This window comes from Rathayibacter sp. VKM Ac-2856 (assembly GCF_013205055.1).
Classification (GTDB): Bacteria; Actinomycetota; Actinomycetes; order Actinomycetales; family Microbacteriaceae; genus Rathayibacter.
In genome coordinates this window covers 97,824-117,677 of the sequence record NZ_JABMLF010000004.1, presented here as the reverse complement: position 1 = coordinate 117,677, position 19,854 = coordinate 97,824, and the positions used below count along the sequence as shown (strand labels likewise).

Here is a 19,854-nt window from a genome sequence, read left to right as displayed (position 1 = left end):
CCGGAGCCTCTGCGCTCAGCTTCCGCTGAGCCCCTCCTCCTCCGCTGCGACGTTCTTCTGCACCGCGAACTGCGTGCGGTGCAGCTCCTCGTAGCGGCCGGCGGCGGCGAGCAGCTCCTCGTGCGTCCCGCGCTCGACGATCGTGCCGTCCTCGATCACGAGGATCAGGTCGGCGCTGCGAATGGTGGAGAGGCGGTGGGCGATCACCATCGCGGTGCGGCCCTCGAGTGCCTCGCTGAGGGCGGCCTGCACCGCGGCCTCCGAGGTGGAGTCGAGCGCCGCCGTCGCCTCGTCGAGGATGACGACGCGCGGCTGGGCGAGAAGCAGTCGAGCGATGGTCAGGCGCTGGCGCTCGCCGCCGGAGAGGCGGTAGCCGCGCTCGCCGACGAGGGTGTCCAGCTGGTCGGGCAGCGAGCGGATGAGCGGCTCGAGGCGCGCGCGGCGCAGGGCGTCCCACACCTCGTCGTCGGTCGCCTCCGGCCGGGCGAGGCGCAGGTTGGACAGGATCGTCTCGTGGAAGAGGTGGCCGTCCTGCGTCACCATGCCCAGGGTGTGCCGCATCGAGGCGAAGGTGACGTCGCGGACGTCCGTTCCGCCCAGGCGCACCGCGCCGCTGTCGACGTCGTAGAGGCGCGAGAGCAGCTGCGCGATCGTGGACTTGCCGGCCCCCGAGGTGCCGACGAGCGCGACGGTCTGCCCCGGCTCGATCCGGAACGAGACGCCGTGCAGCACCTCCTCGCCGCCGCGGGTGTCGAGGACTGCGACCTCCTCGAGCGAGGCGAGCGAGACCTTGTCGGCGGACGGGTAGGCGAAGCGGACGTCGTCGAACTCGACGGCGACCGGTCCCTCGGGCACCGTGCCCGCGTCGGGCTTCTCCTGGATGAGCGGCTGGAGGTCGAGCACCTCGAAGACGCGCTCGAAGCTGACGACCGCGCTCATGATCTCGACACGCGCGTTCGCGAGGCTGGTCAGCGGCGCGTAGAGGCGGGTGAGCAGGAGGGCGAGGGTGACGACAGCGCCGGTGTCGAGCTGGCCGCCGAGCGCGAGGACGCCGCCGAGCCCGTAGACGAGCGCGAGGGCGAGCGCGGAGACGAGGGTCAGCGCGGTGACGAAGACGAGCTGCAGCATCGCCGTCCGGACGCCGATGTCGCGGACGCGGGCGGCCCGGACGCGGAACTCCTCGGCCTCCTCGTCGGGCCGGCCGAACAGCTTCACGAGGGTGGCGCCGGGCGCCGAGAAGCGCTCGGTCATCTGCGTGCTCATCGCGGAGTTGTGGTCGGCGGCCTCGCGGCGCAGCGCGGCGAGGCGGCTGCCCATCCGGCGGGCGGGGATGAGGAAGATCGGCAGCATGATCACCGCGAGCACCGTGACCAGCCAGGACGTGCTGAGCATGACGATCAGGGTGAGGACGAGCGCCACGATGTTCGTGACGACGCCGGAGAGCGTGCCGCTGAAGGCCTGCTGCGCGCCGATCACGTCGTTGTTGAGCCGGCTGACGAGGGCGCCCGTGCGGGTGCGGGTGAAGAACGCGATCGGCATCTTCTGCACGTGGTTGAAGACGGCGGTGCGGAGATCGAGGATGACGCCTTCGCCGATGCGTGCGGAGTACCAGCGCGTGACGAGCGAGACCCCGGCGTCGGCCACCGCGACTACGGCGATGACGACGGCGAGCTGGACGATCGTGCCGACGGCGCCGCGGGCGACGATGGTGTCGACCACGCGGCCGGCGAGCACCGGCGTCGCGACAGCGAGGAACGCGCCGACGACGGACAGGCCGATGAAGAGGAGGAGGCGGGCGCGGTAGGGGACCGCGAACGTCATGATGCGGCGGACCGAGGCGCGGGAGATGCCGTGCTTGCCGTTCTGGGCGGAGGAGATCCGGTAGAGGGAGCTCCAGGCGACGCCTTCCATGCTCATGTGTGTGGGTCCTTCTGTGGGGGTGGGGCGAGGGGCGGATTCCGTGGGATTCCGCGACTGATGCAGTGTGCGCCTGAATCGAGGGACGCTTCGTCTCGGGATCGCGGATTCGCGGCAAACTGGGCTGATGAGTGCGGAGCAGCCGGGCAGCGGGGGAGTGGTCGCGGAACCGGTCGGTGAGCGGCCGTATCGAAAGCGGTCGCACCTGCGGTGGATCGTCCCGCTGGTGTCGGCACCCGTGGCGTTCGTCGGCTTCGGCTGGTCTCAGTATCTCCTATCGCTCTCGGCCGCCGAGGGGGACCTGCAGTCCCTTCTTCTCCAGCTCGCCCTGCTGGCCGCCGCGATCCTCGTGCCGGTCGCCGCCGTGATCGTGGCGATCATCCAGGCCGTGCGAGTCCACGGGCGCGCGCGCCGGGCGAAGGGGCGCTTCACCGCGACGGAGAGGGCCGCGATCGAGACGCGGGAAGCCTCGGACCGCGGGTGGCGCGCCGCCGTCGACCTGCGCGAGATGCTGCTGGCCCGGCAGCTGCCCGCCGAGATCCGGGTATGGGACGTGGTCCCCGGACCGGGCGAGGTCTTCTTCCTGGACATCCTGGCCGACTACTTCCGGTACTACGGCCAGGACGTGTCCTACACCCGCACGTCGGGCTTCTACGTGGGGCGACCGGCTTTCGTCGCGGCGGGCCTCTTCGCCAACGCGGTCAGCAATACGGTCAACGCCTCGGTCGCGCATGCTCAGGCGCGGGCACAGTGGCGGGATCGTCAGCAGGTCCGCCTGCTCGTGTCGAATCAGCGGCTCGTCTGCCAGGTGAGCGGCGGCCGCTGGCTCAGCTTCCACTACAGCGCCATGACGGCGGTCCATCCCGAGGTCGACTCCTGGACCCTCGTCACCCAGTTCGACTCGGCCGAGCCGCTGATGCTCCGCGGCGTCGATGTGCCGGCCGCGGCGGTGGTGACGGTGAGGATGACCCATGGCGAGGATGCGCTGGTTCGGCATCCGGGGTTGATGTCGCTCGAGGATGACTGAGATTTGATTCGGCCGAGTGCTTAGAGCAGTTCGGTGGCTACGGGGGAGTGAGGTCGGCCGGTGGCGCTGAAGACCGAGGGACGTCCGGTCCTTAGCTTGTGTTCACTGACTAGGAACAGCGGGCGTTCCGCAGCGTCGAACTCAGCCCGTCACTACCGCCTGCCACGCCTCGAAGTCAGGGTCGTCCGACGCCCCCAGCCAGGTGATCTCGAACGCCGAGTCGCTCGCCTCTCCGGTGTTGTAGTCGAAGCCTCCGGCGTAGGAGGCGAGCCACCCCGTCTTCTCGATCTCCGGGATCGTCTTCAGTGCGTAGTCCAAGCCGCGCTCCGCGATGAACGCCTCGTAGGTCGAAGGGGACTCCGCGAGTGCGATGTCCCTGTCGCCGACGACCTCGACGAAGAGCGAGCTGGATCCCTCGGCGCGCGCGACATCGTTGACGATCGCCTTGATCTGATCGCGGCCGGCCGTGGTGGACGCTTCGAGTCCTTCGGCGAAGACCCAGTACTGAGTCAGACCGGCACTGCTCTGATCGCGGTCCGTCGACACGATCTCGTAGGGCACGCCGCTGTAGGTGGAGACGTCGGCGGGCTCCTCGGTCGGTACTGCCGCTGGCGCCTGCGTCGGATCTGACGTCGGGGTCTGTGCTGGCGCGGCCGACGTGGGTGCGGCTGAAGGAGCTGCGACCTCCTCGTCGTCCCCCGTGATCACGCTCATGACGGTGATGACGGCCGCGAGGATCACGAGGATGCCTCCGACTCCTCCGATGAGGAGCCACGGCGGCTTCGGCTTCACGCGTCGGAAGGTGAGGCTCGTCCGGAGCATCGGCTGCTCCTGCTGGGAGACGAGTTCCCAGCCCTCCTTCTCCCACTTGGTGATCGAACGGCTTTCAAGGCCTCGGATGGTGATGACTGTCTTGGTCTCGTACCGGATCTCCCCGTCGGGCATTGCCTACTCCTCAGGTGCCGCCGATGTGGTCATCGCGCATGCACCCGCTCGAGCATAGAGAGGAGCCTCGCGCTTGGGAGCCACAGCGCGCTCGGCCGCTGCATACGGGTCTCACCTCGGGCGCCGACGATTTCGACCGTTTGACGGGCGCACATCGGCACCGCGACACAGGGCAATGCGCCCAAGGATGAACCCAATGAGGAGCAGTCGTGATGGAATGGTAGAGGGCGGCGGCCGTGATCCGCCGCACTATCTGAGCCAAACATCGTGCGTGCCGCTGAAGGCCTGCTGCGCTCCGATGACGTCGTTGTTGAGCCAGCTGACGAGGGCGCCCGTGCGGGTGCGGGTGAAGAACGCGATCGGCATCTTCTGCACGTGGTTGAAGACGGCGGTGCGCAGGTCGAGGATGACGCCCTCGCCGATGCGCGCGGAGTACCAGCGCATGACAAGCGAGATCCCGGCGTCGGCCACGGCCACTCGACGCGGGTGCTCGCCGGGCGGGTAGTCGACACCGTCGACGTCCGAACTCGCGAAAGAGGCACATCTGACTCGCTTGCGGTGGCCGACGAATGTGACCTGTCGGCGAGTCGTGGGGTGCATCGCGGCCCGCAGGGACATACGAAGTGAGCCCCTGCGCCGCATCATGACGACACGGTCCCCTACCGCGCCCGCTATGAGCACGGCAACCGACCGAAGTACCTTCGCCAAAATATCGGCAAAGCGGCTACTTCACCGCACTCGGGAACTAGTCGGCGCGAGTCCTGTCAGGATTGCGGAGCGTTCGCACCCGACCTAATACCTACTCAGAGCGTGTACAAACGAAGTTCATTCTCAGGGCTCCTTGAACTTTGATTGACGTGGCGGCAGCACGACTGGCTCGCGCCGACAGCGCCGAGAATAGTCCAACGCTTGCGCTAGGGCGCCTCATCGCGGCATTGTTCTACCCACTTCACCCGCGCCTCTGCGCAGGAGAACCCCAACCCGAAACGCACTCTGCTTGCAATGTGCCATTGTGTCGCCGTGAACCGAAACACTCCCTCAACTACATCGATCGCGGTGGCCAAATGTCGATATGCAGAAGTCACTCGGCTCAATGTTCGTCGCGAATCTTGCGAAGTTTCGCATCAGGCAAACCTGCTGAGGAATTCCTCAAGCCAGTTCTTACGCCTCTTCTTGCGATTCACCTCTTCCAATCGAAGTCGCATCTCGGTTTCGAAACCTTGAGCGGCGGTAATTAGCCGTTCTGCCAAGATTGGATTCCACGAATCTCGTCGAATCTCAGAGACTGCGCCGTTTCGAAGTCGCTGGCACCTATCCCACGCCGGGCCAGCGGGCAGAATTGTCGACAACACTCCCCAGGCTTCTTTCTCGAAGGATTCGCGCTTCAATGCTTCGTGCAGGTAGGGAAAAGCTTTGTTCCAACCCTCTTGGCGCACATCCATTTTGGGAGATCCCGCTGCTGTTACGAGCGTGATCGCAGCGAGTCTGTCGAGCGCGTCAGTAAATTGACTTCGGAATCGCGACTCGGCAGCTAACGCGCTAATCCATCGGTCGGCGTTCACTCTTCGCCAAAGGCCCCAGGATAGATCCCCCGCTTGCAGAAGAAGCAGGATTTCACTATCAGACGTTTCGGATATTGGCACGCCGACCAAAGCTGCCACGCCAACTCGCTCGAGTGTGCCCCGCAAGACCATCGAGTGATCGATGAAGTTTTCTCGATTCACGTCGGATGACAGAACACGCAATAGCCGCCACCATCGTGACGTGTCAGAAGCGATCAGAGCTGAAAGCGCATCAATCGACTTAGCGGCGGCGAGCGAAACTATAACCTCGATTTGATCCACTTCCGACTGTGCGGAAAAAAGGCTCACTAGCATTTCGGGTTCTAGTCCTGCCCAGACTTCCGTATAGCGCAGAAGTGTAGGGCGCCTTGAGACAATCAACAACCCTAGGTCGTCGTGCCCGACCGCCGCGACCACTGCGTGCTTATCCTCGAGCCCGCTAACCAGACCGTCCACGATCGAGTGAATCTGGTCGTCGGACATTGCTTCGACCTTGGCAGAATCGATTACGCCGCGCCCCTCTTGTCCATCGGCGATAAGCGTCGCAAGACGTGGCCCGACTTCAAGGTCGCCGTAGTCGAGGCATTCGGGATTTGCCAAGGCGACAGTCAGTCGTGTCGATTCCGGCCATTTCTGAGTTGTGAGTTCTCGCCCGGAGGCTCCGCGGCCAAATACTTCGCGCTTTAGCGACCGCATATCTCGCGCCAACGGATAGCGGCTTTTAATCAACTCGCCAACCAGTTCAGGCGCAGGCGGGTTGGCATGAAGCATCAGATGAAGCTCGGTAAGGACCCTCATTTCATTTCGGCCGCCCGGCGATTCGGCCCCAACTCGTGCAAGATAATCGCGGAACCCTGCATCGGGAATTCGTAAGTCACGAGCTAAAAATCGTGACCAATCTGTTGCCCGCTTCGGCGCACGTGGGATTCCCGATTCTACAATTTCGAGGTCGAACGGCAAGCTTGTCTCTTCAGATCGCTCACGTGAGCGAAAGGCAAAGCTTCTGCGAAGGCGGGCCCACTGTTGTTCGTATATTGCTGCGAGGGTTTCTTCGTATGCTTGCGATCCAGACGTGGGCCAGACGACGCGATGTGTCGAGCTATAAAGGTCAGCTAAAAGCGCAGCGTCCTCTATAAGGGACGTCGTCAACGGAGCCACAACCCGCGAGTCCTGGTCGAGTTCCAAACGGTCCGAATATTCGCTTGATGCTCTTCCGAGAGAGAAGTCCTTCGCTGAGGGGCGACGAAATGAGCGAATTATGCCGCTGAAGTTGCGTAAAGACCCAAGAGTAACAAAGTCTACGAGAAGGACATGCGACCATACGCTCCCCGGACGTGTCCATTCAGGCGCTAGCCAAGTGCGGGCTATCGCATATGCGCTGTCGTCTGGCAGCGGCAGGGCGGTTATGTAGCTGGCACGCTGATCTCGAAAGCTTACGTCTGTCGCTGCGCGCAGCCGCCTCACCGACCCTGGAGCCAAACCGATGGACGACGCAAGAAGACGATGACCATCTTTATATCCAAAAAGGGCCTGATTGACTGAGAAAGTCCTTCCCATCAGATCTCACCTAGCGCCCATAGCATAGGAGATTCAATGGCACAGGAGACCCCGTTGTCATCTTTGGCCCAGGCTCTCTCTGCGGGATTAACTGCTTCGAGCGCCTTACGAGTTACCGGATTGACCAGGCTTCCCCCCTGCGCGCTGACGCCGAAAACTCTCGAATGAAGTGTCGCGACATTCGACCGCAAGTACTGGTCAAGTAGAGGGATATTATCAGCTAGCCACCTGGCTGGTCCATGCGCGTCGACTGAGTCAAAGGCGGAGAGTACAATACTAATCCGAAACGTACTCGGATAACGCTTCGAAGCCAGTAGCTGCACCATCTCAGTAATCTTCACCTGCTCTGGATGCACTTTGTCGTCGACAATCGCGTTCGTCGAATCAGCTGAAGGGAACACATCCGATACTTGCGTTATATCAACGATCAGGGGATCATGCCTATAGGTCTCCGTATTGATGAAGACACAAATGCCCTCCGCTTCCGAGAGCATGTCGCTGATAGACGCCTCCAACGTGCGATCAATTACCAGCTGTTCCCAAATCTCGCCTGAACGATCGGGAACCACCAGGCGACCAGTCCTATGGCTTGGAGTCTCGACTGCGAGCGATAAAGACAAGTTGCGGTCTGCGCGCGTACGCTCGACTGGGGCAAGCGCAAAAACCTTATCGCTCAGATCATTCATGTACTCGCGATCGTCTGAATATCCACTCCGTGTCAACTTGGACTCGCCAGCCATCATTGACATATAGAGAGCGACAAGGTAAGTCGTTTTTCCTGCTGCCGGAAGCCCCGCCATCACGACGTTGAAGGTTTCCGTCACGATCTTGCATCTCCCGATCTAGGCTGCCAAAAATATCGATCCGATTGCTCGCCCCGTAGCAGCGGTGGGTCGGTGCGCTTCGGCTTCCCGACTTCCGCGAGCCACTCGACCGTCCCGTCTAAGCCGAAAAACGGTCCCGTTTTTGGTCGGGCGCCAATCAACTGTGTCGTTAGCGACACTCTTGACCCAAATTCGTATTCTAAAGCGTCGAGCATCTTTAGAGATTCCTCGCGGTCATTAACTTGGATGTGGTCGGCTTTGCTCCAAGCAAGTAGGACGGGTATGCCCTGTCTCAAGCCGCCGTCCACGGTGAGACCACCGAGTAATTGACGAACTCTAGTAATTGCACGGGCGCGGGCGCCAGTGTTGCCGAAACCCTCACTACTCATTAAGATGATGCAGCAATCTGCGCGACTCACAAGGGGAATGCTATCGCCAAGGAGCTGTCCGTTGATGACCGGCTCAAAGTATTCGCCGCGGACATCCGAGAAGAGAAATTCAACGTGCTGTGCGTCGTTTTCAACCGCTAAATGGATGAACTGCGGCTCTTCTGCTTGCGTCCTTGCTGTCTCCGGATCGGTTCGCCCAGATGATGACCTTGCCGTTGCGTGGAGGCTACTTAGGGCAAGGAGCGTGCGGGACGACGCAAATCTCCAGCCAGCGAATTCTCCCTGAAGAAACTGCGCCCAGATCTCAACGAACAATGTCGTCTTCCCCGCGTTGGCCTCACCCGCGACAAGAATGACGCTGCAATTTTGCTCCGACAAAAGCCGATTGGCTTCCTCCGCCCTTAACGGCTTGTCGCCAGCCAGGTACTCGTCGCTCGGTAGGTAGGCAGGCTCGGAGTTCTCTAGTCTACTATCGTTTCCTATGGTTTCATCGTTTGTTGGATGTGTCACCGCTGTGGAAGTGCTTGTGCTTGTGGCTAATATTGTGTCGCCTGTTACAACTTCCGCATGTGGGCAGTCGTTCGGCGGCAAAATGCCTTCTAGGCACCGACCATCGATCAGTAACGGACATCCTGACTGATCGCAGGTGAGCGTGGAACTCATTTGGAGAGGTGGCTGTAGGCGTATTCGCGCAAAAGTTGATCCGCCAAGTCTTTTGGTGAGACGAGGCGCGAAATATCGACCCCCTCCTTCGCAAGAATAGCTTGTGCAACGTCGGGCTGACCCTGGAAGGACCTTCCAACCTCGAGAATCTTGAGTATTGGGGTGGCCCCTGAGCTCGCGAGTGGAATGGCTTCTACAATAGAAGGGTCTACTGCTAGCAATGAAGAGAGCTCTACTTCAGCATCGCTGCCGGCGGAGATCTCATCGTGAAGGACCCGGCGAGTGACTGTCGTGATTGGCCAGCGATGAATAATATTGGAGAGATCTAGAGCGGCGGCGACGACGCGTTCTACTCCATCAGATTCTGTCCAACTCGGTTCGTCTTGGCGGGCCCACCATAGAACGTCGATCTCTTCGTCCATTAGGAGGATCCTCGTATCGAAGACTGCGATAACTTCCTCCAGGCGGCGGGCAAGCGATCGGACGCTCGTCGAGAGGTGAGCATTATCGTATTCGCCAGATTGAGTAACGAGAGTCTTGACGTTGTTCGAGGGAAGCTTAGTGCTCGGCCGAGCGCGGTTGTGCTTAGCATCGGAATGTGCCAAAAACTGAGCTTTGGTGATGATTTCAGGCCGAAGGATACGGTCGCCCATGAAGTCAGCGGTGAGCGCCCGTAGGGCACTAATGGTGATCTTGCGGTCGATCTGAGTCTCGAGTGCGATCGTTGCCACCAGGCGAGCGGTCTCGCCGCTTCGACCTCGAGCGTATGTCGGATCGTGTTTCACTATCAGGGACTCAACTTGCGAGACGTCAGTTTTCCGATTCCCCCCAAACGCGACAGATGAAAGCTCGTCAATATCCAACGTCTCTTCCGCCTCGACGACAGTTAGCTTCCGCGCCAGGAGTGTATCTGCGGAGAGGGTCAGGCTCGTGGACGCAAATGCGGTGGCCAAGTCGTTCAAGACTTCAATCATTTAGCAAGCTCCTTCATGAGATCTGAGATTGATCCTCGCTCGGCGATGCGACGAAGCAAAATTGGATATAGCTCGGTTGGGGGAATCGTAAGGTCTTCGTCATCTAGCGCCCCGATTCCGCGTGCTATTGAGATTCGACGATTTGTGGGTAGTGCCATGTACTGAATTGCAACTTTTCGTAGGTCGAGATTGTTCTCCGCAGGGGTGCTGGCTATGTCGGTACCTCCATCCTGCGGTTCGGCCGACAGGGATAGGGGGGAAGCCGACATTGATTCGTCGGAGGCGCTAGTTGAATCGGAAGCGACTATGTTTGTCTGGCCAAGTGGATCCAAACTTATTTCGTACAGGAGTGCATCCCTTGCGAGGAATCTAGTTCGCTCAATGTCCCAGACTCGGGCTTTAACGGTAACGCCGAGATGATCATCAACGCGGTGTAGATCGATGAAATTGAAGGCTGGTAAATATGGTGCGGATTCGCCGTGGGTATCGCGCTCTGGGGCGACGGCGCCTGCTCGAATTTCGACTGTGCCGTTTGCGGTGTCTTGGCGTGCACCGAAGGCGTGCTCGTGGCCGAACAGCCACAGGTGAGCCCGAGACAGGTGTGGACGCACTCTGTGCCAATCGCGAATCCACTCCGGCGGATGATGCATCATGACTATTGTGACATCCGCTTCATCTCGAGGCATCCGGCATTGTTGAGTCCCGAGTACAAGACTCTGTTGGCCCGGTTCTGCGGTCTCGTTTTCGGGACCACAATTTATAACAGATGTTAAGCCGACGAGGCGTACTCTCCATCCGTCGAGGGTGAAATCCGGGAAGGACCACGCTGGTTTGTTCGGTGTTACTCCACATACGAATTGTTCCGCAAAGGTGTTGTACGCTGCGAGGTGCGCAAATACAGGTGCGGCAGCGGGATCGGATGACATTCGAGTTCGGAGTGCCTCGTCGAGGGCCGGAGTTTTTGCGCTAGCGAGTGCTGTCCGAAAGTCTTGCAGCGATTGGCTCGCACGTATTATCTTGCGATCGACATCATGGTTGCCGGGCACTGTGAATACGCGGTGCCTGCCTTCTAGACCGCCTGCAGCAACAAGCTGGTCGAGCCATTGCGTTGCAAGTGAATACTCTTCTGGCAAAGCGCTGAAGGCAATGTCTCCGCCAAACAACAGAGCATCGAAGGCTCCGTTTGCTTCTGAGTCAGCCCGGACGTCCGCAACGAGTTGCGCTCGTTGATCGGCGTCCTCGTCCCACCCGTGGTCTGCAGCGTGAAAGTGTACGTCGCTTATGTGCAGGAGTCGCACGGTACCTCCGATCTCGACGAGGCCTCGACCGCGAGTCCTTGCTCACCCACCAACTTACTGGACCGAACGTAGCGTCGGTCGCCGGACCCGCGTGCATTTGACCATCACCGCAGGTTGTTTGCCCACGTCGTCGTTTCTCGTTGTGCATGCTTGCCGTCCTCAACTAGAGGGTTTGGGCTCACCTCCTCTTAGGAGCGCTTCGAGGCGTCACGCCAGTAGTCGAGTAACTCGAGATAGTTCTGCGGTTTGCACCCGTCGCCTCAGCAAGGCAGCAAGGACTGGGCGGATACCTCAGCCTGGGCATATGGCTCCGCTACCGGTGGCGGGAGGTCGGCGTTAGTTCTGGATGACCGACGGCGACCACGCGTGTTCGAGGTATAGCTCGGGGTCGCCCGCTCCGTCTCCCGCGACCGACCAGACGTCTGTATCGCCGGCCGCGCCTTCACGGGGGAGACCGTAGAGCAGGGTGCCGTCATCCAGCCACACCACCTGGTCGTCCACACTCCGCTCCTCCGGCAGCACCGTCTCCACCCCCGACGCCAGATCCAGCACCGCGATCCGCCAGTCCGGCACCCCGTCCCCGACATCCTTCTTGTACGCGACCCGCGTCTCGTCCGGCGACAGCGACGGGCACTCCGCCGTGTCGTGGATCGCCGTCATCGTCCGCGCCGACATGCTCCCGCGCACCAGCCACGTCCGCGACCCCGACGCCGCGGTCGCGTAGAACGTGTCCCCGTCGTCCGCGAAGGTGACTCCCCACAGATTCCGGTCCGCAGCCGTCAGCGGCGCCCCCGCGACGCTCAGCGCGAAGGACTCCAGATCCCCCGGGTCCGGAACGGCCGGGTCGAGCGAGCGGATGACGGTCTGCGTGGAGAAGGTGGTCGGCGCATACGAGTGCCCGGTGACGAACGCGGTGGTGCTCAGCATCCCGTCGCCGATCCGCGCGCGGCTGGGGATGCCCGGCAGCGGCCACGTCTGCAAAGTCTCGCCGTCGGCGCCGGTCAGCACCGCCTCGAAGGTGGTCAGCACGCCGCGGTCGGTGCGCAGGCAGAGCTCCATCGACTCGGTGGCGGCGACGCGGTCGCAGGCGCGGTCGGTGAGGATGCGTGCGGCGCCCGGGTCGGCCAGCGGCACGGAGGCGACCAGCCCGTAGCCCTGGCCGCTCGCGGTGTTGCGGAAGACGATCCGGTCGCCGTCCGCGGGGTCGCCGGTCGAGACGGCGACGGCGGAGTCGGCGGAGGCGCGCGCCTGGTACCGCGCCCAGGCGCCGGCTCCATAAACAGCCGCGCCGCCGAGCAGGGCGACGGCGGCCACGATGGCGATGATCCAGCGTGCGCGGTCCGAGAGGCGGCCCGCCTGCCCGGCCGTCATCCCTTCTTCTCCGCGAAGCGCTCGCGCAGCAGCAGCACCGCGACGGGGAGGGCCGCGGCGAGACCGACGGCGACGGCGATCATCGCGCCCTCGCGGCCGAGCCACAGCCACAGCGCTCCGAAGCCGACCGAGGCGAACAGCCGCGCGACCGCGACGACCGTCTGGGCCGCGGCGATCCCGCTCGCCCGGATCTCGGCGGGCACGCTCGCCCCGGCGACGGCCGCGAGCACTCCGTCGGTCGCGGCGTAGAAGGCGCCGAGCAGCAGCAGGCAGGCGATGGTCACCGCGAGGCCCGCGGCGGGTGACGCGGCGAGGACGTAGACGGCGAGCAGCAGCACGTGGCCGGCGGCGAACATCCGGGCGCGGCCCCAGCGGTCGGCGAGGCGGCCGAAAGGGATCGCGAGGGCGAGGTAGGCGGCGTTCGTCCCGACGTACAGCAGCGGGAACCACTGCGCCGCGAAGCCGCTGCGGCTCTGCAGCACCAGATACACGAAGCCGTCGCCGACCGTGAGGAGCCCGAGCAGGCCGGCGGCGAGCAGGAGGCGGCGCGGACGCCGGTCCCAGAGGCGGCGCCACGGGAGCCGCGGGCGGGCGGCGCCGCGGGCCGCGCCTCCGGTCAGCCGCGTCCGCACGTCGGGCACGAACAGCAGCAGCACGACCACGCCGAGCGTCGCGAAGGCGGCCGACAGCACGAAGACCGTCGAGTAGCCGTCCGGCACGAGCAGCAGGACGACGAACGCCAGGAGCGGGCCGATCGTCGCGCCGATGGTGTCGAGCATCCGGTGCACGCCGAACGAGCGGGCGAGCGACGCGGGCTCGGACGAGGCGGAGATCATCGCGTCGCGGGGCGCGGTGCGGATGCCCTTGCCGAGGCGGTCGACGGTGACGACCGCGGTGAGCGCACCGGCGCCGCTGCTCGCCAGCAGGCCCAGGCGGGCGAGCATCGACAGGCCGTAGCCGGCGAGGGCGACGAGCTTGGGGCGGTCGGTGCGGTCGGCGGTCCAGCCGGCGCCGATGCGGACGAAGGCGCTGACGCCCTGGTAGAGGCCGTCGAGGACGCCGTACGCGAGCGTCGACATGCCCAGCGCGGCGGTGATGTAGAAGGGGAGGATCGCGGCGGTCGACTCGGAGGAGACGTCGGTGAAGAGGCTGACGATGCCGAGCGCGATGACGGCCGGGGCGATGCGCGCGGGGCCGGTGGCGCGGGACGGCTGCTCGGCCGCGCCCTCGGGCCGGTCGGAGAGGGAGATGTACACGTCAGCCGCCGCTCGGGTGCAGGACGGCGATCAGCGAGTAGCTCATCCGCGGGGTGCCGGTGGGGGTGACGGAGAGGCTCACGGTGTCCTCGCCGGCGGTGAAGACCATCGCTGCGCCGTCGGCGGGGGCGTCGACGGCGGCGGAGGTGAAGCCCTGCGCGGCGAGCGAGCGGCGGTAGCTCTCGGTGATCTGCTCGGCGTCGAGGGCGACGGTCGCGGTGAGGCCCGAGCGCAGCGCGCCGCCGGCGGGCTCGACCGAGCTCGAGGCGACGATCGAGTCGGGCAGCGGAGCGACGACGGCGGAGGGGTAGCCCGCGACCAGCGCGCGGGTGGCGCTCGCGGCGGCCGGCAGCGGAAGGGCGATGAGGGCGGGGCGCGGGGTCGAGTCGGGGAGTCCGGTGTCGACGGGGGCGGGGCCGGAGACCTCGAGGGGGGCTGAGGGGTCGGCGACGGGGGCGGGATTCGACGGGTCCGGCGGCGTGACGGTGGCGGTGGAGGTGGCGCCGGGGGTCGCGGTGCCGGGGGATGTGGCGCCGGGGGTGGTGGTGCCGGGGGTCGCGGCGGTCGTGGTCGTTCCGGGGGAGGAGGTGCCCGCGGCTCCGGTCGTGCCGCTCGGGGTGCCTGGGCCAGCGGTGGCGTCGAGCACCAGGGCCCCCGCGACCAGCAGCAGTGCGGCCGCTCCGGCCACCACCAGCAGGCGTCGTCGAGCGTCCAAGGGGTCTCCGGATCCGGGCGCACCGACGATCGTGGTCGGCCAGGATCCGTCCATCCGCGTCGGGTCGCGTCTCGCGAACCTTAGCCCGCGCGGGCGCGGAGTGCACCTGTGACTACGGTGGACCGGTGGGATCGAGGCGGGCGCGGGTGGTCGCGGGCGTCGTGCTCCTCGGGCTGCTGACCGGTTGCGCGTCGGGGCCGACGGCGGGGATCGACGAGCAGATCCTCGCGGCGGAGGAGCTCGGTGACACTGCGGTGGCCGCCGCGGAGTCGCTGCACCCGGTGCTGATCGGCGCGGAGCTGCTCGTGTCGGCGCGGGGCGGCAAGCCGTCGGCGCGGCACGACGATGAGCGCTCGGTCGACCTGCTCCTGCGCCTGGTGCCGCAGGGGGCGGGTGCCGAGGCGAGCCGGGAGATCCAGGAGGCGATCGGCAGCGAGCTGCTGGGCGACGGCTGGGTCGCGGACGAGCTGACGCGGGACGCCGCGGAGACCGGCGAGGGCGCCGAGCTGTGGTTCACTCGGCCGGGCGCCGAGGGCACCGCGACCTGGGACGGCGACGCGCCCGGCGACTGGCACGTCTCGGTGTGGGACCGCCTCGACCACGTGCAGCTCGACGTCCGGAGCCCGTTCGCGCTCACCACTGCAACGCAGTACGAGACGACCGACGCCGTCGAGGCGCGGCACCCGGAGTGGCGGAGTGCGGCGGGGGTGCTGCCCTCCATGCTGATCGAGTAGCCCGCCTCGCGGGCGTATCGAGATCCACCGGTCTGCAGTGGTCGGGTTCAGACGCGCCCCCGCCCTGCCGAGGTCGATCGACCGCCCCGGACGCGTCCGTCAGCTCGCGCGACGCGCGATTCTCGAGCGGCGTTCCTCGCCCGACTCGCGGGAGACGTCGTCTTCGGTGACGACGGCGCCTCCGCCATGCGGGCCGACGACATACCGCCCGGTCACAGCGTCCTGGACGACGGACCGTCCGGAGCGCCGCAGATTGTCGGCCGCCTTCTCGGCGAGCTGTCGGGCGAGTCGTTGCGACTGCTCGCTGTAGCCACTCACTTCTGCCACCACCTCTTCTCGGGTGCCATCGCTTCAGTGATCACGGTGAAGACGTCGATCGCCACACGATCATGCTCGGCCCTCGCCCATGGTGCAGGCGCATGGCGCGGGAGCGCTGCGGCCCGCCTCCTTCTGGCGCGCCCAGCGACGGCAGAGCGAGTCGTGTCACTCCCCGATGGGGCTGCTCGAGGAGCAGGGCGTCCATGTTGATCGAGTAGCCCGCCTTGCGGCGTATCGAGATCCACCGTTCTGCAGGGGTGGGGTCTCGATACGCCCCTCCGGGGCTACTCGACCAGCATGGAGGGGGTGGCCCCATGGAGAGCATCGAGCGACGCGCTCGTCGATTCATGCTGATCGAATAGCGAGTAGCGCGGGCGCATCGGGATCCGCCGTCCGGCCGCTAGGTCAGGCGCTCGGTGAGGTGGACGGCGACCTCGTCGCCGAGGGCCTTGCCGAGCTTCCTGCGGAGCTTGGCGCTGATCGAGAGCATGTGGCCGCCGGCGCCGGTCGGCATCAGGCCCGCGGTCAGCGGCTCGCCGTCGACGGTCGCGACGACCTTCACGGCCTTGCCTGTGCCGAACAGCTCGACCGAGCCCGGCACCTCCACGCACGACCAGAGGTCGCCCTTCACGGTGACGCCGATCGGCGCGGTGAAGGCGACGTCGATCGGGCCGACGCCGGTCATGCGCGGTGCTCCGCTCGGCGGCTCGCGGGCTCGGGCGTTCGACTCGCTGCGGTCATGACGCAACGGAACCACACCTCGGCGCGCCTGTCAGCCCAGAACGGCTGCGACCGCGAGGCCGTTCACGATCGAGAGCGGGACGCGCGTGGTGGCGAGGCGCGCCGGCTGCGGACGAGGAGGGCGAGCACGGCGGCCAGCGAGACCGCGGGGCCGGTGACGAGCAGTGCGAGCGCCGTGTTCACGGCCACCAGGACACCGGGGGAGGGGGACTCGGGGCCGACCGCACCGCCCGCCTCGTGGAGGTTGTACTCGATGACCGACCAGGCGGTCGCGGCGCAGAAGGCGAGCACTCCGAGGACGAGGACGGCGAGGCCCGCGAGCGCGGTGCACCGGATCAGCCGGTCGGTCCGTGTCGCTGCCATGTGCTCGACGGTAGCCGTCGTCGTTCACCCGCTGCTGGTCGGGCGGCCCGGGGGCTGCGTCACGAGCGGCCCGCTGCAGAGTGGTCGACCGGCCTCCGGCCCGCCGGTCGAGCAGTCTCCAGCCTGGTGGTCGAGCAGCTTCCAGCCTCTGGTCGACCAGCTCCCGGCATGCTGGCCGAGTGGTCCCTGCCTCGCAGGTCGAGCGGCCCCCGCGCATGCTGGTCGAGTAGCCCGAAGGGCGTATCGAGACCCACCGGCGCCGGGCTTCCGGCTCCGTTCCTCCTCCACAGCCCCGATTCGACCCCCGATCGTCCCGTCGAGGCCGTGTGCCCGGTCGGGTGTCGGCCGTCCCTGATTCAATACGCGTATGACTGAGGACGGAACGGCTGACGCGGCACTCGCCGAGCTGCAGGGGCACGGCGATCGCGCCGCGGCCTTCGCTCGCGCGGCCGCTCAGCTGCGCCTCGCCGAGGCGGAGGAGCTCCACTCCTACTGCCGCAAGGCCCTCGCCCGCCCGGAGGCCTTCGCCCGCGGCGTGTCCCGGAGCGAGACCCGAGACCTCGTCGAGCGCTCGATCCGCGCCGATCTCGCCGTCGCCGAAGGCCTGCCGGAGCGGATGATCGCGCGCCGCGTCGAGAACGCGGAGCTGCTGATGGAGCACCTGCCGCTCACGCGCGCCCTGCTCGCCTCGGCGCGGATCCACTGGGAGGCCGGCGAGGCGATCTGCGCCGTCGCGGGCAGCCTGCCCGAGGACTCCCGCGCTCTCCTCGACCAGCGCGCGGCCGACGCGGCGCCCTCGATGGCGCTCACGCAGCTGCGCCGCGCCCTGCGCCGGTGGCGGGAGGAGCTGCACGAGCAGCCCCGCGCCGAGCGGCACGCCCGCGCCCGCGAGGACCGCGCGGTGTGGGTCACGCCCGACGTCGACGGGATGGCCACGCTCTGCCTCCACGCCGCGGCGCCGGTCGTGCTCGGCGCCTACGACCGCCTGCGCCGCATCGCCCGCACCCTCCGCGACGAGGGCGACCCGCGCACCCTGCAGCAGCTGAGCGCCGACGCCGCGGCCGACCTGCTCTGCGACGGCGACATCACCGGGACGACTCCGGCCGTGGACGGCGAGCGGCCGGACCCGACCTTCGTCCCCGGCGTCCGAGCGGAGGTGCGGCTCACCCTCGCGGCGTCCACGGCGGTCGGCCTCGACGACGCGCCCGCGGACGTCGACGGCTACGGCCCGGTCCCGGCGGAGATCGCCCGCGAGCTGATCCGCACCGCCGCCTCCTTCACCCGCGTGCTCACCGATCCGGACACCGGGGTCGTCGTCTCCGTCGGCCGCACCCAGCGCGTGCCTCCGGCGCGGATGCGCCTGCACCTCCAGCTGCGCGACCAGACCTGCCGCTTCCCCGGCTGCACCCGCAGTGCCGCCACCAGCGAGGCCGATCACACCCTCGAGTGGCGTCACGGCGGCGAGACGTCCCTCGAGAACCTCGTCTCCCTCTGCACCGCGCACCACCACGTCCGGCACGGGGACCGCTGGACCTACCGCCGGGAGGACGACGGGACGATCGCGTGGACCACGCCGACCGGGAGGCGCGTCAGCAGTCGGCCGCCGGTGCTCCCGGGGCGGCCGCCGGATCCGCCGCCGGGGCCGCGGTTCGTGGACGGGGCGGCGCCGCCGTTCTGAGGCGGGGGCCCTGCGTCGACGCGCGGGGATCTCGATGCGTCCGCTGTGCGGGCTGCTCGGTCAGCATGGTCGGGTGCGGTGCGCGCGCGGGGTCTCGGCGCGGCGCTCGCGGCCCTCGTTCGGGGTGCAGGATGGCGCAACGTGACGGGTCAGCGGGCCTTCGCGGCGCGGAAGTGATGGGCGGGTGCGGGGGTCGTCGCGGCTCCTCGGCGCGACTCCGGGCGCACGAGGGAGAGGTAGGCGTCCTGCAGCTGCTCGCGCTGGCGGGCGGGGATATGGGAGGCGAGGGCGGCGCGGGCCAGGTCGACGTTCCGCCGGCGGAGGTCGCAGTCCTCGAGGAGGAGGGCGATGCGGCCGGCGAGCTCGTGCTCCTCGACGAGCAGCTCGTCGGGGAGGGTCGCGGCGTAGGGGCGGCGGAGGACGACGATCGGCACTCCGATGGCCACGGCCTCGAGGAGGGAGACCGGGAAGCCCTCCCAGCGGGCCGTGTGCACGTAGACATCCGCGTCAGCCAGGGCATTGAGTCCGACTTCTTTGGGAAGCCATCCCGTGACCTCCACTCCCGAGTCCTCAAGATCTCTCGTGAGCTCTTCCGAGTTTCCGCGACCGATCCAGCGGAATCGCGCCAGAACTCCCTCGGCTATCAGAGTGCGCACGGCTTCCGAGAAGATGTCGGTGCCTTTCTGTGGAGCCACTCTGCCCACTCCCACGACCCGCGGAGGAGCATTCAGGTCCTTTATCGCAGTTATCGCGGAATAGCCGTTGCTGTCGCGGATGAACTGCTCCGGGACGTGATTCGCAGTGTTCACCACCCAGGCGGCCGGAGCGGCGCCCAGGTCGTGCGCGCGGGCCAGCTCGTTCTCCGAGCAGGTGACGAACAGCGAGGTGTTGCGCGCCAGGATCCACTCGATCAGGTGGAACGCGCGGAGCGTCGACGGGCCGCGATCGGCCCGCTCGAAGGGGAAGCAGTGCGGTGAGTGCACCTGGGCCGCGGAGTGCCGGGAGAGCGCGAGCCGCGCGTACAGACCCGCGAATGCGGAGTGCGAGTGCAGGATCGGGGCGCGTGTGCGGTGAACGGCGGCGCGCACCGCGAGCACGCGCGCGAGGTGGCCGGCGGGCAGCTCGATGATCTCGTCGAAGATCTCCTGCGCCGATGTCGGCAGCGGGACCTCGGGACTGGCCGCGTAGAGCAGCACGTGGCGGATGCCGGAGTCGGCCGCGGCGAAGCTCGAGATCGCGTCGGCGAGACCGCCGCCGAAGCGCTCGCAGACGTGCAGCACGGTCACGCGATCGGTCACCGGGTCAGTCACCGGTCTCTGGTCGGAATAGGTCGTCATGGTCGCCCGTCTCCTTCGAGGAAACATCTCCTGGCTCTTCATCGCCGGAGGGGACGGCGTAGTGAGCAATGGCGATGTTAGGCGCGGGAAAGGCCGCCGACTACAGTGATGCCGAAGTCGTCGTCGACAGCGAGAAACAGACATTCCGTCGGTGCGATCGGCGCGCCGAGAATGTCTTCCCGACC

17 protein-coding genes and 2 pseudogenes are annotated in these 19,854 nt (G+C 66.2%); 3 read left to right on the top strand and 16 right to left on the bottom strand.

Going from position 1 to position 19,854, the window contains the following annotated elements:
* Window positions 1-15: 15 nt before the first annotated feature.
* Window positions 16-1,917 (bottom strand): ABC transporter ATP-binding protein, encoded by a 1,902-nt coding sequence (locus HQQ82_RS13555; RefSeq protein WP_173234077.1) that lies wholly within the window; start codon window positions 1,915-1,917, stop codon window positions 16-18.
* 127 nt (window positions 1,918-2,044) lie between these two features.
* On the opposite strand from HQQ82_RS13555, the gene HQQ82_RS13550 reads away from it, so the two are divergent.
* Window positions 2,045-2,944 carry a hypothetical protein gene (locus tag HQQ82_RS13550; protein ID WP_173234075.1) on the top strand — a complete coding sequence of 300 codons (900 nt, stop codon included), beginning with the start codon at window positions 2,045-2,047 and terminating at the stop codon, window positions 2,942-2,944.
* 141 nt (window positions 2,945-3,085) lie between these two features.
* On the opposite strand, the gene HQQ82_RS13545 is transcribed toward HQQ82_RS13550, so the two are convergent.
* The 11 genes and pseudogenes from HQQ82_RS13545 to HQQ82_RS13500 form a co-directional block, all read right to left on the bottom strand.
* On the bottom strand, window positions 3,086-3,889 hold the full coding sequence (locus HQQ82_RS13545; RefSeq protein WP_173234073.1) for a hypothetical protein: 804 nt from the start codon (window positions 3,887-3,889) through the stop codon (window positions 3,086-3,088).
* Window positions 3,890-4,159: 270 nt separating this feature from the next.
* A pseudogene (locus tag HQQ82_RS13540) lies at window positions 4,160-4,366 on the bottom strand (ABC transporter transmembrane domain-containing protein); the annotation flags it as partial.
* Between the two features lie 647 nt (window positions 4,367-5,013).
* Complete coding sequence (locus tag HQQ82_RS13535; protein WP_173234071.1) at window positions 5,014-6,411, bottom strand: hypothetical protein; 1,398 nt, start codon at window positions 6,409-6,411, stop codon at window positions 5,014-5,016.
* 303 nt (window positions 6,412-6,714) lie between these two features.
* Window positions 6,715-7,008 (bottom strand): annotated as a pseudogene (locus tag HQQ82_RS20645) (hypothetical protein); the annotation flags it as partial.
* On the bottom strand, window positions 7,008-7,832 hold the full coding sequence (locus HQQ82_RS13530) for a hypothetical protein (RefSeq protein WP_173234069.1): 825 nt from the start codon (window positions 7,830-7,832) through the stop codon (window positions 7,008-7,010). The pseudogene HQQ82_RS20645 and the gene HQQ82_RS13530, both read right to left, overlap by 1 nt.
* Window positions 7,829-8,884 (bottom strand): hypothetical protein, encoded by a 1,056-nt coding sequence (locus HQQ82_RS13525; protein ID WP_173234067.1) that lies wholly within the window; start codon window positions 8,882-8,884, stop codon window positions 7,829-7,831. Before HQQ82_RS13525 ends, HQQ82_RS13530 begins: the two co-directional genes overlap by 4 nt.
* A complete protein-coding gene (locus HQQ82_RS13520; protein ID WP_173234065.1) occupies window positions 8,881-9,858 on the bottom strand; it encodes a GTPase-associated system all-helical protein GASH in 978 nt (325 codons plus the stop codon). Before HQQ82_RS13520 ends, HQQ82_RS13525 begins: the two co-directional genes overlap by 4 nt.
* Window positions 9,855-11,156, bottom strand: coding sequence for a metallophosphoesterase (locus HQQ82_RS13515; protein ID WP_173234063.1), 1,302 nt, complete (start codon window positions 11,154-11,156; stop codon window positions 9,855-9,857). The genes HQQ82_RS13520 and HQQ82_RS13515 overlap by 4 nt, the downstream gene beginning before the upstream one ends.
* A gap of 336 nt (window positions 11,157-11,492) precedes the next feature.
* Window positions 11,493-12,527, bottom strand: coding sequence for a hypothetical protein (locus HQQ82_RS13510; protein ID WP_173234061.1), 1,035 nt, complete (start codon window positions 12,525-12,527; stop codon window positions 11,493-11,495).
* On the bottom strand, window positions 12,524-13,777 hold the full coding sequence (locus HQQ82_RS13505; RefSeq protein WP_367947964.1) for an MFS transporter: 1,254 nt from the start codon (window positions 13,775-13,777) through the stop codon (window positions 12,524-12,526). Before HQQ82_RS13505 ends, HQQ82_RS13510 begins: the two co-directional genes overlap by 4 nt.
* A gap of 7 nt (window positions 13,778-13,784) precedes the next feature.
* Complete coding sequence (locus tag HQQ82_RS13500) at window positions 13,785-14,498, bottom strand: hypothetical protein (protein WP_173234058.1); 714 nt, start codon at window positions 14,496-14,498, stop codon at window positions 13,785-13,787.
* A gap of 125 nt (window positions 14,499-14,623) precedes the next feature.
* On the opposite strand from HQQ82_RS13500, the gene HQQ82_RS13495 reads away from it, so the two are divergent.
* A complete protein-coding gene (locus HQQ82_RS13495) occupies window positions 14,624-15,232 on the top strand; it encodes a hypothetical protein (RefSeq protein ID WP_173234056.1) in 609 nt (202 codons plus the stop codon).
* Window positions 15,233-15,331: 99 nt separating this feature from the next.
* Here the strand turns inward: HQQ82_RS13495 and HQQ82_RS13490 are convergent, their stop codons facing one another.
* The 3 genes from HQQ82_RS13490 to HQQ82_RS13480 all read right to left on the bottom strand — a co-directional run bounded on the left by HQQ82_RS13490 (window position 15,332) and on the right by HQQ82_RS13480 (window position 16,654).
* A complete protein-coding gene (locus tag HQQ82_RS13490) occupies window positions 15,332-15,562 on the bottom strand; it encodes a hypothetical protein (protein WP_173234054.1) in 231 nt (76 codons plus the stop codon).
* Between the two features lie 388 nt (window positions 15,563-15,950).
* Window positions 15,951-16,235: a DUF1905 domain-containing protein gene (locus tag HQQ82_RS13485; protein WP_173234052.1), complete on the bottom strand. Its 285-nt coding sequence runs from the start codon at window positions 16,233-16,235 to the stop codon at window positions 15,951-15,953.
* 119 nt (window positions 16,236-16,354) lie between these two features.
* Window positions 16,355-16,654 (bottom strand): hypothetical protein, encoded by a 300-nt coding sequence (locus HQQ82_RS13480; protein ID WP_173234050.1) that lies wholly within the window; start codon window positions 16,652-16,654, stop codon window positions 16,355-16,357.
* Window positions 16,655-17,021: 367 nt separating this feature from the next.
* Between HQQ82_RS13480 and HQQ82_RS13475 the strand changes: the two genes are divergently transcribed.
* The gene (locus HQQ82_RS13475; protein WP_173234048.1) at window positions 17,022-18,332 is read left to right on the top strand and encodes an HNH endonuclease signature motif containing protein; all 1,311 of its coding nucleotides are present in this window, start codon (window positions 17,022-17,024) and stop codon (window positions 18,330-18,332) included.
* Between the two features lie 149 nt (window positions 18,333-18,481).
* Here HQQ82_RS13475 and HQQ82_RS13470 read toward each other — a convergent pair whose 3' ends face one another.
* Window positions 18,482-19,669, bottom strand: coding sequence for a glycosyltransferase (locus HQQ82_RS13470; protein WP_173234046.1), 1,188 nt, complete (start codon window positions 19,667-19,669; stop codon window positions 18,482-18,484).
* Window positions 19,670-19,854: the final 185 nt, after the last annotated feature.

Bases quoted from the DNA above. Each gene is read 5' to 3' on its own strand.
- HQQ82_RS13545 (WP_173234073.1), bottom strand. From the start codon at position 3,889: ATGCCCGACGGGGAGATCCGGTACGAGACCAAGACAGTCATCACCATC.
- HQQ82_RS13550 (WP_173234075.1), top strand. From the start codon at position 2,045: ATGAGTGCGGAGCAGCCGGGCAGCGGGGGAGTGGTCGCGGAACCGGTC.
- HQQ82_RS13475 (WP_173234048.1), top strand. From the start codon at position 17,022: ATGACTGAGGACGGAACGGCTGACGCGGCACTCGCCGAGCTGCAGGGG.
- HQQ82_RS13555 (WP_173234077.1), bottom strand. From the start codon at position 1,917: ATGAGCATGGAAGGCGTCGCCTGGAGCTCCCTCTACCGGATCTCCTCC.
- HQQ82_RS13470 (WP_173234046.1), bottom strand. From the start codon at position 19,669: ATGACGACCTATTCCGACCAGAGACCGGTGACTGACCCGGTGACCGAT.
- HQQ82_RS13485 (WP_173234052.1), bottom strand. From the start codon at position 16,235: ATGACCGGCGTCGGCCCGATCGACGTCGCCTTCACCGCGCCGATCGGC.
- HQQ82_RS13510 (WP_173234061.1), bottom strand. From the start codon at position 12,527: ATGACGGCCGGGCAGGCGGGCCGCCTCTCGGACCGCGCACGCTGGATC.
- HQQ82_RS13525 (WP_173234067.1), bottom strand. From the start codon at position 8,884: ATGAGTTCCACGCTCACCTGCGATCAGTCAGGATGTCCGTTACTGATC.
- HQQ82_RS13520 (WP_173234065.1), bottom strand. From the start codon at position 9,858: ATGATTGAAGTCTTGAACGACTTGGCCACCGCATTTGCGTCCACGAGC.
- HQQ82_RS13480 (WP_173234050.1), bottom strand. From the start codon at position 16,654: ATGGCAGCGACACGGACCGACCGGCTGATCCGGTGCACCGCGCTCGCG.